Origin of the sequence: Stutzerimonas xanthomarina DSM 18231 (genome assembly GCF_900129835.1) — a bacterium.
In the GTDB taxonomy this organism is placed as follows: Bacteria; Pseudomonadota; Gammaproteobacteria; order Pseudomonadales; family Pseudomonadaceae; genus Stutzerimonas; species Stutzerimonas xanthomarina.
The window spans coordinates 275,501-288,080 of the sequence record NZ_FQXA01000004.1; the positions used below are offsets into that span (position 1 = coordinate 275,501).

Here is a 12,580-nt window from a genome sequence, read left to right on the forward strand (position 1 = left end):
TCGGTTGGCACGGTCGTTCCGCACTCGGTTCGACGTCATCCGCATTCCAATAAAGGCCAGGCGCCGACCGCCGCAGTCGAGATGATCTGGCCAGCTCAAACCAAAGAATGGACCGACCACGCCACTGTGTGAGTCAGGTCCCGTCGTTGTTCGATAAACCGCTCGGACGGTGCTCACAAGGCATCGATTCGGGCTATTCCCGTTGGGGGTCAGATGTTCAAGTCTTGTGTTGCTGCGTTGGTTGCGGTCCTGTGTGGGGTGAGTGCCTCGGTCATGGCGGCCGAAGGGGAGCCTTTCGTTATCAAGTTCGCTCACGTGGTGGCGGACGACACGCCCAAGGGCAAGGGCGCATTGCTGTTCCAGAAGCTGGTGCACGAGCGCCTGGCGGGCAAGGTCAAGGTCGAGGTGTACCCGAACTCGACACTGGTTGGTGATGCCGAGGAGATGCAGGCGCTGCTGAACAACGAGGTGCAGATCCTCGCGCCGTCCCTGTCGAAGTTCGGCAAGTACACCAAGAAGCTGCAGGTGTTCGATCTGCCGTTTCTGTTCGATGACGAAGCGGCGGTTCAGCGCTTCCAAAAGCGCGAAATGAGTCGTGAATTGCTGCGCTCGATGGCCGACTCCGGCATCTATGGCCTGGCGTACTGGAACAACGGTCTTAAGCAACTCTCTGCTACAACGGCGCTGCGTTTGCCTGCAGATGCCGCCGGATTGGCGTTCCGCGTGCAGCCCTCCTCGGTACTGGAGGCGCAGTTCAATGCGGTAGGGGCAAAGCCGGTAGTGCTGCCCTTCGCCGAGGTCTACAAGTCGCTGCAGGCGGGTGTGGTCCAGGGCGCGGAAAACCCCTGGTCGAACATCGCCAGCCAGAACATGCACAAGGTTCAGCCGTTTATCACCGAGAGCAACCACGGGGTGCTTAACTACATGCTGGTGACCAGCTCGGAGTTCTGGATGAGCATGCCCTTCGCTGTGCGCTCCGAGCTCGAAGGCATCATTCTCGAGGTCACCCAGGCGGTGAATCGGGAAGCCGCAGCGCTGAACCAGCGCGACCGCGAGCGAATCCTCGCCAGTGGCAGCAGCAAGCTGATCGCCCTTACGCCTGAGCAGCGTCAAGCCTGGCGCGAAAAAATGATGCCGGTCTGGCAGTCCTACGAAAGCGAGATCGGTGCCGACGTGATCCGCGCCGCACTTACGGTCAATCGCAAGCGCTGACCGTCACATCCGCTCGCCGGCATAGCAGGTCGGCGAGCTTGGTTCATCGCGCCGCTCCAACTCCTCTTCCAGCCATTCGGCCAGCACCTGCGCGTTGTTCTGCTGCTCGTCGCGCGCGGCGTAGACGAGCGTTAGCTGACCGCTTGCCGCGATACCCAGCAGTGGCCACCAGTGCTCGGGATGGCCCGCCAGTTCCCGCCGATAATCGTCTCGAAAAGTCTCGAACGTCAGCTTGCCGGCCTTGAAGGCGCGCCGCAGTTCGCTCGACGGCGCCAGCGCCCTGCACCAGTCATGCAGCGCCAGCGATTCCCTGGTCCGGTTGCGCGGCCATAGGCGATCGACCAACACCCGATGGCCGTCATCGGGTGCTGGCGGCTCGTAGGCACGTTTGCAGCGGATCATCGGGAATGGTCTCCTTGCTGAGAGGCGGTATGGGTGAAAAATACTCTTCAATGGGTATAAATGACCTGATCGCTCAAGGTAAAAATAACGCAGGTGAATACAAGTTATTGATTTATAAAGTAATTAAAAGCGGCACGCTTCATGACTGTAGACCGGTGACGACACAATACACAACGGAGCATCGTATGAAGAATCTAGTCGCTTTAGTTACCTGCGCAACCCTGCTGGCCAGTTCGCTGGCTAGCGCCGACGAGGTGGTATCGGCACGTGAGGATCGCGTCGTAGGTGGCGGTTTCGGTGGGCTGAGCGGGTTCATGCTGGGAGCGGCTGCCGGTGGCCCTATCGGTGCGCTGGTCGGCGGCGGTCTGGGTTACCTCGCCGGGCAGCAATTGCAGGAGGCGGCCGGTCTGGAGCAAACCCTCTACGTGATCGAGAAAGACGACGGCAGCCGGTCGCGTTTGCGCACGTCGAACAACAGCCTGGTCGCCGGACAACAGGTGCAACGCTGAGGGTGACAACCTGTGAGCTGAATCGCTGAGAGCTGTTCTGCGACGCTGGTGGCTTTGCTAGGCTGGGCGGCATCACAACCGAAGGAGCCGTGATGAGCTATTCCCTGTTGCATGTCATCCATCTGCTGGCGGCGATCTTCTTCATCGGCACATTGTTCGTCGAGGTCGCGGTGCTCAGCCGCGTGCGCCAGCAAATCGAGCCGGAGCTGATGCAAAGGGTCGACAAGGCGGTCGGCGCGCGCTTGCGGGTGGTGCTGCACTGGGTCGTGCTGTTCGTCTACGGTGCGGGTATCGGACTGGCCTGGTATCACCGCCAGGCGTTGGCCGACCCATTCGCCAGCAGCTTTGCGACCTTGCTGTCACTGAAGATTCTGCTGGCGATCGGGGTCTTTTTCACCTTTGGGATGGTCGCCATGCTGCTGCGCAGTGGGCGCATGACGCCGACCCGCTATCGGCGCGTCCACTGGGCGATCTTCGCGCAGATGGTGGGCATCGTGCTGCTGGCCAAGGGGATGTTCTACCTGCACTGGTAAGGGTGGCGCTAGTGCATTGGCGCCTTGCGGGCGATGACCTCGGTCAAGCCCGTCGTGCTATCAGCAAGCGTGATTGGCGACTGATTCAGCTGCATTAGACTTGTTCTTTTTCTCCCGCGCCGCGCCTATGGTGATGCGTCTCCGACCCGTCTGACCTTCGAGGTGTCCGATGCATTTCGCTTATAGCCCGCGTGTCGAAACGCTGCGTCAGCAGCTGCTCACGTTCATGGATCAATACATCGTTCCGCGTATTGGCGCCTGGCATATGGAGGTTGCGGCCGGGGCCTATCCCGTTTCGTTCATGGAGGACCTGAAAGCCCTGGCGCGTTCGGAGGGGCTGTGGAATCTGTTCCTGCCCTCACTCGGCGATGACGAACCCGGGATGGGCCTGAGCAATCTGGAATACGCGCCGCTTGCCGAGATCATGGGGCGTGTGCATTGGGCATCCGAGGTATTCAACTGCAACGCGCCAGATACCGGGAACATGGAGCTGCTGCACATGTTCGCCACGCCAGACCAGCACCAGCGCTGGCTGAATCCCTTGCTCGATGGCGAGATCCGCTCGGCGTTCGCCATGACCGAACCGGACGTGCCGTCCTCCGATGCCACCAATATCCAGACGCTGATTCGTCGTGAGGGCGACAATTACGTGATCAACGGGCGCAAGTGGTTTATCACCAACGCCTCGCATCCCAACTGCAAGCTGCTGATCGTCATGGGCAAGACCGACCCGGCTGCGGAGACCCACCAGCAGCAGAGCATGATTCTGGTGCCTTTCGACACACTCGGTGTCGAGCTGGTACGCAATATTCCGGTGATGAATCACCTGGCGCCGGAAGGCCACAGCGAGCTGATTCTGCGTAATGTGCGGGTACCGGTGAGCAATCTGCTGGGCAAGGAAGGCGAGGGCTTCATTATGGCCCAAGCCCGTCTCGGGCCGGGGCGAATCCACCACTGCATGCGCTCGATCGGGATGGCCGAGCTGGCGCTGGAACTGATGGTCGAGCGCTGCCAGGAGCGCAAGGCGTTCGGCAAGTATCTGCAGCAGTACTCGAACATCGGCGACTGGATCGCCGAGTCGCGCATCGAGATCGAGCAGGCGCGGCTGCTGGTCCTGAAAACCGCCTGGATGATCGACGAGGTCGGCGCCAAGGCGGCGCGCAAGGAAATCTCGATGATCAAGGCGCTGGTGCCCCGAATGCTGACCAACGTCGCTGATCGCGCCATGCAGGTCTACGGCGCAATGGGCCTGACGCCTGATACGCCGCTGGCAGACATGTGGACTGGCGGGCGCGCCCTGCGCTTCGCCGACGGTCCCGATCAGGTGCATCTGCGCAGCATCGCGCGGATGGAAATCAAGGCCAGCGAAGCCAATCGTGGCGCAACGGCCGCCTACCTGACACCGCCTGGGCGCAACGCCTAGCGCGGTTGCCGCCTTCTGCCCGCGAGGGCCTGTTTGGTGGATTAGTGCAGCGCAATCCACGCTACGCATCAGCGCACCGAACGTCTCAAGATCGATCGTGTATGAGCCCGCGGAGCCGGTTGGCGCGGCACGCCGCTGGGCTCATCCGGCAGGTAAATCGACCAGCGGCACATTTGCCGCTTCGGTCTGTTATAGGCTTTGTGGCAAGTGGATTAACCTGGTGGCGGCCGTCCGATTCTTGTCGCTGCCAACCATCGCGTTGACGTGGCTCAATGCAATCAGGGTTACCCGGTAGATCTTGATAAACATCAAGTGACGCGATGGTCGCGCGCGCCTACTATCGGCCCATATTCGCAACATTAAGTAGGTAGCTTATGAAGTTCTTTCTCTCTTTCGCAGCTGGCACTAGAGGCGCATGGGGGCTCGGCTTCGTCCTGCTGCTGGCGCTGATGCTCAGCACGTTCACCCACGCCAAGGAATACGACGTCGCGCAACAGCGCATCGAACAGTTCTTCCCGGACGCCAGCGTTTCAGCGGCCGAAGGCGAGTACCAAGTGCGCACGCTCACCCAGGGCGATGAAGTACTGGGCTACGCCTTCCAGTCCATCAATGTGGTGGATATTCCGGCTTACTCCGGCAAGCCGATCAACATGCAGGTGCTGCTCGACCCGCAGGGTGTGATCGTCGATGCCTACGTGCTCGAGCACCATGAGCCGATCCTGCTTATCGGCATCCCTGAAGAAGAGCTGCACGCCTTCAACGCCAAGTACCGCGGCATCAAGGTCGATCAGCGGGTCGTGGTCGGCCGGTCCAGGGACAAGAATGCGGTCACTGTCGACGCGGTTACCGGTGCGACTGTCACCGTCATGGTGGTCAACGAGATCGTCATGCGCGCCGCGCACGACGTCGCGGTGTCACTGGGCCTGGTGGAAGACAACGCCGGGCTGGCACAGAAGCCGGCCACCGTTCGCGAGGATTTCTACGAGTCAGCGACCTGGAGCGAGCTGACCGGCAACGGGGCGATCCGTCGCCTGCACCTGACCAAGGGCGACATCGATCAGGCATTCAAAGGCACCGAAGCCGAAGGCATCGACGAGGCTGCGCCGGATGAAGTCGACGAGACCTTCATCGATCTCTACGCCACTCACCTGAACCCTCCAACCATCGGGCGGGCGCTGCTCGGCGATTCGCACTTCGCCGATCTGATGAAGGAGCTCAAGCCAGGCGAGCACGCCGTCGCGGTCATGGGCAGTGGCGAGTACTCGTTCAAGGGCTCGGGCTATGTGCGCGGTGGCATCTTCGATCGGGTGCAGCTGCGCCAGTTCGGCAACGTGATCAGCTTCCGCGACATGGACTTCCAGCGGCTCGACGACGTATACGCCGAAGGCATGCCGGATTTCAGCGAAATGGCGGTGTTCATCATCCGTGAGCATTCGGCGTTTGATCCCGGCTCGCCCTGGACGCTGGAGCTGCTGGTGCGCCGCCAGACCGGCCCGGTCAGCGGCATGTTCACCAGCTTCGAACTGCCTTATCAGATGCCCGAGCAATACATCGAGCGCCCGCAACCGACCGCTGACGAGCTAGCCGCCATCGAGGAAGCCAACCGTCCGATGTGGGTGAACATCTGGTATCAGCAGAGCTTTCAGATTGGCGTGATCCTGGCTGCGCTGCTTCTGCTGACCGTCATTCTGTTCATGCAGGACAAGCTCACCCAGCACCCCAACTTCCTGAAAAAGCTGCGCCACGGCTACCTGATTTTCACCGTGGTGTTCATCGGCTGGTATGCCTTGGGGCAGCTGTCGGTGGTCAACGTGCTGACCTTCGTGCATGCGCTGGTGCAGGACTTCCGCTGGGAGCTGTTCCTCACCGATCCGGTTATCTTCATCCTCTGGGTGTTCACCGCGGCCAGCATTCTGCTATGGGGCCGTGGCGTCTTCTGCGGTTGGCTATGCCCCTTCGGTGCGCTGCAGGAGCTGATCAACGAGGCCGCGCGCAAGTTCAAGATTCCTCAATACGATGTGCCGTTCGCCATCCATGAGCGGCTCTGGGCGATCAAGTACATCGTGCTGCTGGTGCTGTTCGGTATCTCGCTGGAGTCGATGACGGTAGCCGAGCAGGCCGCCGAAGTGGAGCCGTTCAAGACGGCGATTACCCTCAAGTTCGATCGTCAGTGGTGGTTCGTGGTGTACGCGGTGGCGTTGCTCGCGATCAACATCTTTACCCGCAAGGTCTACTGCCGCTACGTCTGCCCCCTGGGCGCGGGACTGGCGATCACAGGGCGCTTCCGTCTGTTCGACTGGCTCAAGCGGCGCAAGGAGTGCGGCAATCCTTGTCAGGTTTGTGCCAACGAATGCGAAGTCCAGGCGATTCACCCGGACGGGCACATCAATCACAACGAGTGCCACTACTGCCTCGATTGCCAGATGACCTATCACAACGAAAACAAGTGCCCGCCGCTGATCGTGAAGAACAAGCGCAGCAAACGCGGCAAGAAAGCCCCGGCTGGCCCAACGCTGATCCCTGTAGTGCAAGTGGTAGACCCGCAGAGCGACACGCCTGATCGCGAGCGCTCTCAACCGATCGTTTGACCTGTCTGTACACGATAAGGAGCAATACCCCATGAGCGACAAGAGCAAGAACACCCCCGAAACGCTGGAAAAGAATGGCTTGAGCCGTCGCGGCTTCCTGGGCGCCAGCGCCCTGACTGGCGCCGCCGTTGCAGCGACTGCCTTCGGCGGTGCGGTAATGAGCCGTGAGACCTGGGCCGCAGCGGTCAAGGACGCACAGTCGAAAATTCACGTCGCGCCGGGCGAGCTGGACGACTACTACGGCTTCTGGTCGGGCGGTCACCAGGGCGAAGTGCGCGTGGTAGGCGTGCCATCGATGCGCGAGCTGATGCGCATCCCGGTATTCAACATCGACTCGGCGACCGGTTGGGGCCTGACCAACGAAAGCAAGCACATCATGGGTGAGAGTGCCAAGTTCCTGAACGGCGACTGTCACCACCCGCACATCTCGATGACCGACGGCAAGTACGACGGCAAGTACCTGTTCATCAACGACAAGGCCAACAGCCGCGTCGCGCGTATCCGTCTGGACATCATGAAGTGCGACAAGATGATCACCGTGCCAAACGTCCAGGCGATTCACGGCCTGCGTCTGCAGAAGGTGCCGCACACCAAGTACGTGTTCGCCAACGCCGAGTTCGTTATCCCGCACCCGAACGACGGCAGCTCGTTCGATCTGCAGGCCGAGAACAGCTACACCATGTTCAACGTCATCGATGCCGAGAAGATGGAAATGGCCTTCCAGGTCATCGTCGACGGTAACCTCGACAACACTGATGCCGACTACACCGGCAAGTACGCCGCCTCCACCTGCTACAACTCGGAGAAGGCCTACGACCTGGGCGGCATGATGCGTAACGAGCGCGACTGGGTGGTGGTCTACAACATCCCGCGTATCGAAGCCGCGATCAAGGCAGGCAAGTTCACCACGCTGGGCGACTCCAAGGTGCCTGTGGTCGATGGCCGTGCCGGATCAGAACTGACTCGCTACATTCCCGTGCCGAAGAACCCGCACGGCTGCAACACCTCGTCTGACGGCAAATACTTCATCGCCGCCGGCAAGCTGTCGCCGACCGTCACCATGATCGAGATCGCCAAACTCGATGATCTGTTCGACGACAAGCTGAAGGACCCGCGCGACGTGGTCGCCGCCGAGCCGGAGCTGGGCCTCGGCCCGCTGCACACCACCTTCGACGGTCGCGGCAATGCCTACACCACGCTGTTCATCGACAGCCAGGTGGTGAAGTGGAACATGGCCGATGCGGTGCGCGCCTACAAGGGCGAGAAGGTCAACTACATCAAGCAGAAGCTCGACGTGCAGTACCAGCCGGGCCACATCCACGCCTCGCTGACCGAAACCAGCGAAGCCGATGGCAAGTGGCTGGTCGCGCTGTGCAAATTCTCCAAGGACCGCTTCCTGCCGACCGGCCCGCTGCACCCGGAGAACGACCAGCTGATCGATATTTCTGGCGACGAAATGAAGCTGGTGCATGACGGCCCGACTTATGCCGAACCGCACGACTGCATCCTGGCTCGTCGTGACCAGATCAAGCCGAAGAAGATCTGGGACCGTAACGATCCGTTCTTTGCGCCGACCGTTGAGATGGCGAAGAAAGACGGCGTCAAGCTGGAGACCGACAACAAGGTCATCCGCGATGGCAAGAAGGTGCGGGTGTACATGACCTCCATGGCTCCGACCTATGGCATGACCGAGTTCACCGTCAAGCAGGGCGATGAGGTCACCGTGACCATCACCAACATCGATCAGATCGAGGACGTGTCCCACGGTTTCGTCATGACCAACCACGGCGCGAGCATGGAAATCAGCCCGCAGCAGACCTCATCCATTACCTTTACGGCCGACAAGCCCGGCCTGCATTGGTATTACTGCAGCTGGTTCTGCCACGCGTTGCATATGGAAATGGTCGGTCGCATGCTGGTCGAGCCGGCGTAACGCGACCGGGCGGGAGCAGAGGTTCGGCTCCCGCCCTTTTCATCTGCCTGGAAGCTGAAGAGGAACAACGCAGTGCTCAGATCTCAGGCGACATCCAAGCTTCAACCGCTGGCAGCCTTGCTGCTGGCCCTATTCTGCGGGGTGGCTCAGGCGGCCCCGCAACCCATTTCTACCTTGCCGCTCAAGCCGGAAGGCGCCAACCGTTGGCGTCTGCCCGCAGGCGAGTACACCGGCCAGTTCAGCATCGACCAGTCCATGGAGCTGTACTGCGAACCCGGTGCGGTATTGCAGGCAGGCGGCGAGGGCAACGGGCTGCTGATCGAGGCGCCGGATGTAACCGTTGACGGCTGCACCTTGCTCGATTGGGGACGCGATCTCACGGCGATGAACTCGGCTATCTTCATTCAGCCGAAGGCGCAGCGCGTGGTTATCCGCAACAACCGACTGCGTGGCGCCGGCTTTGGTGTCTGGGTCGATGGTTCGAAAGATGTGAGCCTGATCGGCAACCAGATCGACGGCGACAAGAGTGTTCGCTCCCAGGATCGCGGTAATGGCATCCATCTCTACGCGGTAAGCGGTGCGCGGATCATCGATAATCAGGTGCGCAACACCCGGGACGGCATCTACATCGATACCTCCAACGGCAACCATATCGAAGGTAACGTGCTGGAGGATCTGCGCTACGGCGTGCACTACATGTTTGCCAACGACAACAGCGTGATCGGCAACATCACCCGTCGCACCCGTACGGGCTACGCGCTGATGCAAAGCCGCAAGCTGACCGTGATCGGCAACCGCTCCGAGCAGGATGAGAACTACGGCGTCCTGATGAACTACATCACCTATTCGACCATCCGCGACAATGTCGTCAGCGACGTGCGCAGCGGCTCGACCGGCGACAGCATGATCTCCGGTGCCGAGGGCAAGGCACTGTTCATCTACAACTCGTTGTTCAACACCATCGAAGGCAACCGCTTCGAGAAGAGCGCGTTGGGCATTCACCTGACTGCTGGCTCGGAAGACAACCGCATCTCCGGCAATGCCTTCATCGGCAACCAGCAGCAGGTCAAGTACGTGGCCACCCGTACGCAGGAATGGTCCATCGACGGCCGTGGCAACTACTGGAGCGACTACCTCGGCTGGGACCGCAACAGCGACGGGTTGGGTGACGTGGCTTACGAGCCCAACGACAACGTCGACCGCCTGTTGTGGCTTTACCCGCAGGTGCGACTGCTGATGAACAGCCCGAGTATCGAAGTGTTGCGCTGGGTCCAGCGCGCCTTCCCGGTGATCAAGTCGCCCGGCGTCCAGGACAGCCACCCGCTGATGGAGCCGCCAACCGAACCATTGATAAGTAAAACGCAGGAGCCAACGCCATGAGCGCAGTAGACATCCAGGGCGTGAACCAGCGTTACGGCAGCATGACCGTGCTGCATGATCTGAATCTGACCCTTGGCGAGGGCGAGGTGCTGGGTCTGTTCGGCCACAACGGCGCCGGCAAGACCACCAGCATGAAGTTGATCCTCGGTCTGCTTTCGCCTAGCGAAGGGCAGGTGCGTGTGCTCGGCCGGGCACCCCAGGATCCCGAGGTCCGTCGCCAGCTGGGATACCTGCCGGAAAACGTAACGTTCTATCCGCAGCTCAGTGGCCGCGAGACGTTGCGCCATTTTGCCCGACTGAAAGGCGCGTCACTGTCGCAAGTGGACGAATTGCTGGAGCAGGTCGGTCTGTCCCACGCCGCTGAGCGCCGAGTGAAGACCTATTCCAAAGGGATGCGCCAGCGCCTCGGCTTGGCTCAAGCACTGCTAGGCGAGCCACGCCTGCTGCTGCTGGATGAGCCCACCGTGGGGCTGGATCCCATCGCCACCGGCGACCTCTATCAACTGATCGATCGGATGCGCCAGCGCGGCACCAGCGTCATCCTCTGCTCGCATGTGCTGCCTGGCGTCGAGGCCCATATCAATCGGGCGGCGATTCTGGCCAAGGGCCAACTGCAGGCGGTCGGCAGTCTGGCGCAGCTGCGCGTCGAGGCCGGGCTGCCGGTGCGCATCCGGGCCAGTGGTATCGGCGACAGCGCCGGCTGGTTGCAGCGCTGGGACGCCGCCGGCCATAGCGCACGCGCGTTGGGCGAGCGCAGCGTCGAGGTGTCGGCCATCAATGGCCACAAGCTGCCGCTGCTACGCGAATTGCTTGGCGAAAGCGAGCCGGATGACATCGAGATCCACCAGCCGTCACTGGAGGACTTGTATCGCTACTACATGCAGCGCGCTGGCGATGTGCGTACGGCGGAGGGCACGCTATGAACCAGATCTGGAACATTGCCCGCAAGGAGTTCAGCGATGGTCTACGCAACCGTTGGTTGCTGGCCATCAGCCTGTTATTCGCGGTACTGGCGGTGGGCATTGCCTGGCTCGGCGCAGCGGCGTCCGGACAGCTGGGCTTTACCTCGATTCCGGCGACCATCGCCAGCCTGGCGAGCCTAGCGACCTTTCTGATGCCGCTGATCGCACTGTTGCTGGCCTACGACGCCATTGTTGGCGAGGACGAGGGCGGCACGCTGATGCTGTTGCTCACCTATCCGCTGGGGCGCGGCCAGATCCTGCTGGGTAAGTTTGTCGGCCATGGGTTGATCCTGGCACTGGCGGTGCTGATCGGCTTCGGCTGCGCCATGCTGGCCATCGCCGCGCTGGTGGAAAACATTGAAATCGGTCTGCTGCTCTGGGCCTTTGGCCGCTTCATGATCTCCTCGACGCTGCTCGGTTGGGTGTTCCTCGCCCTGGCCTATGTGCTGAGCAGTAAGGTCAGCGAGAAATCCAGTGCGGCAGGCCTGGCGCTCGGGGTCTGGTTCCTCTTCGTGCTGGTGTTCGATCTGGTGTTGCTGGCGCTGTTGGTGCTCAGCGAAGGCAAGTTCAACCCCGAGCTGTTGCCCTGGCTGTTGCTGCTGAACCCGGCCGACATCTACCGTTTGATCAACCTGTCCGGCTTTGAGGGCGGCAACGCCATGGGCGTGATGGCGCTGGGTAGCGATCTACCGCTGCCGGCCGCTGCGCTCTGGTTGTGCCTGTTGCTCTGGGTAGGTGTTTCACTGCTGCTGGCCTATGGTGTGTTCCGCCGTCGTCCCGCATGACCATGGAAAAGGAAACTGTAATGATGCATACGCTATACAGAGCGTCACGCGTGCTGGTTACCGCTGCACTGATGCTAGGCCTGGCCGCTTGTAACGAGGCCGAGCAGAGCGAGCAGTTGCTCGAGCCCGTCGCTTTTCACAGCAGCGATGAATGCCATGTCTGCGGCATGGTGATCAGCGACTTCCCGGGGCCCAAGGGGCAGGCGGTGGAAAAAGGCGGGGTACGTAAATTCTGTTCCACCGCAGAGATGCTCGGCTGGTGGCTGCAACCGGAAAACCGCATGCTCGATGCCAAGCTCTACGTGCACGACATGGGCCGTTCCACCTGGGAGAACCCGGATGACCAATACCTGATTGATGCCACCAGCGCCTACTATGTCGCGGGTACGTCGCTCAAGGGCGCGATGGGTGTGGTGCTGGCCACCTTCGCTGACGAGTCCGCGGCCAAGTCGCTGGCAGCCATGCACGGCGGCCGGGTGCTGCGCTTCGAGGACATTGATCAATCGGTGCTCCAACAATCGTCCGGCATGGCTCACGACATGCCCGGCCATCAACAGGCTCACGCCGGCCACTAGGCCGCAACCAACAACTCGATGAGGTATTTGAAATGATGGGCATCAGCATCTGGCAACTCATGATCGTACTGCTGATTGTGGTCATGCTGTTCGGCACCAAGCGCCTGCGCGGCCTGGGCTCCGATCTCGGCGGCGCCATCAGTGGCTTCCGCAGATCCATGAGCGATGGTGATAACGCCGCGTCGGCCGAAACGGTCAAGCACGAGGCTAAATAGCGATCCACCTCCCTCGCACCACCGCGCCGTAGGGTGGACGTCGCTTTACATCCACCAGGCTCC

Annotated in this window: 12 protein-coding genes; 11 read left to right on the forward strand and 1 reads right to left on the reverse strand. The window is 61.2% G+C overall.

Features of this window, described 5'->3' with window-relative positions; translation table 11 throughout:
* Positions 1-213: 213 nt before the first annotated feature.
* A complete protein-coding gene (locus tag BUE09_RS12255; protein ID WP_073301218.1) occupies positions 214-1,212 on the forward strand; it encodes a TRAP transporter substrate-binding protein in 999 nt (332 codons plus the stop codon).
* Positions 1,213-1,215: 3 nt separating this feature from the next.
* Here BUE09_RS12255 and BUE09_RS12260 read toward each other — a convergent pair whose 3' ends face one another.
* Entirely contained in the window at positions 1,216-1,614 is a 399-nt protein-coding gene (locus tag BUE09_RS12260) for a DUF488 domain-containing protein (RefSeq protein ID WP_073301219.1), read from the reverse strand.
* A gap of 185 nt (positions 1,615-1,799) precedes the next feature.
* Here BUE09_RS12260 and BUE09_RS12265 point away from each other — a divergent pair, with 185 nt between their 5' ends.
* The 10 genes from BUE09_RS12265 (at position 1,800) to tatA (ending at position 12,517) form a co-directional block, all read left to right on the forward strand.
* On the forward strand, positions 1,800-2,123 hold the full coding sequence (locus tag BUE09_RS12265) for a hypothetical protein (protein WP_073301220.1): 324 nt from the start codon (positions 1,800-1,802) through the stop codon (positions 2,121-2,123).
* Positions 2,124-2,215: 92 nt separating this feature from the next.
* Positions 2,216-2,656: a CopD family copper resistance protein gene (locus BUE09_RS12270; RefSeq protein WP_073301221.1), complete on the forward strand. Its 441-nt coding sequence runs from the start codon at positions 2,216-2,218 to the stop codon at positions 2,654-2,656.
* 169 nt (positions 2,657-2,825) lie between these two features.
* Positions 2,826-4,079 (forward strand): acyl-CoA dehydrogenase family protein, encoded by a 1,254-nt coding sequence (locus tag BUE09_RS12275; protein WP_073301222.1) that lies wholly within the window; start codon positions 2,826-2,828, stop codon positions 4,077-4,079.
* Between the two features lie 374 nt (positions 4,080-4,453).
* The gene (gene nosR / locus BUE09_RS12280; protein ID WP_073301223.1) at positions 4,454-6,667 is read left to right on the forward strand and encodes a transcriptional regulator NosR; all 2,214 of its coding nucleotides are present in this window, start codon (positions 4,454-4,456) and stop codon (positions 6,665-6,667) included.
* 31 nt (positions 6,668-6,698) lie between these two features.
* A complete protein-coding gene (nosZ, locus tag BUE09_RS12285) occupies positions 6,699-8,600 on the forward strand; it encodes a TAT-dependent nitrous-oxide reductase (RefSeq protein WP_073301224.1) in 1,902 nt (633 codons plus the stop codon).
* A 72-nt stretch (positions 8,601-8,672) separates the two neighbouring features.
* Positions 8,673-9,980: a nitrous oxide reductase family maturation protein NosD gene (locus tag BUE09_RS12290; RefSeq protein ID WP_073301225.1), complete on the forward strand. Its 1,308-nt coding sequence runs from the start codon at positions 8,673-8,675 to the stop codon at positions 9,978-9,980.
* Positions 9,977-10,903: an ABC transporter ATP-binding protein gene (locus BUE09_RS12295; protein ID WP_073301226.1), complete on the forward strand. Its 927-nt coding sequence runs from the start codon at positions 9,977-9,979 to the stop codon at positions 10,901-10,903. The genes BUE09_RS12290 and BUE09_RS12295 overlap by 4 nt, the downstream gene beginning before the upstream one ends.
* Positions 10,900-11,727 carry an ABC transporter permease gene (locus BUE09_RS12300; RefSeq protein ID WP_073301227.1) on the forward strand — a complete coding sequence of 276 codons (828 nt, stop codon included), beginning with the start codon at positions 10,900-10,902 and terminating at the stop codon, positions 11,725-11,727. Before BUE09_RS12295 ends, BUE09_RS12300 begins: the two co-directional genes overlap by 4 nt.
* A gap of 23 nt (positions 11,728-11,750) precedes the next feature.
* Positions 11,751-12,302 (forward strand): nitrous oxide reductase accessory protein NosL, encoded by a 552-nt coding sequence (locus tag BUE09_RS12305; RefSeq protein ID WP_073301444.1) that lies wholly within the window; start codon positions 11,751-11,753, stop codon positions 12,300-12,302.
* A 32-nt stretch (positions 12,303-12,334) separates the two neighbouring features.
* Positions 12,335-12,517, forward strand: a complete 183-nt coding sequence (tatA, locus tag BUE09_RS12310; RefSeq protein ID WP_083380663.1) for a twin-arginine translocase TatA/TatE family subunit — start codon at positions 12,335-12,337, stop codon at positions 12,515-12,517.
* Positions 12,518-12,580 lie beyond the last annotated feature (63 nt).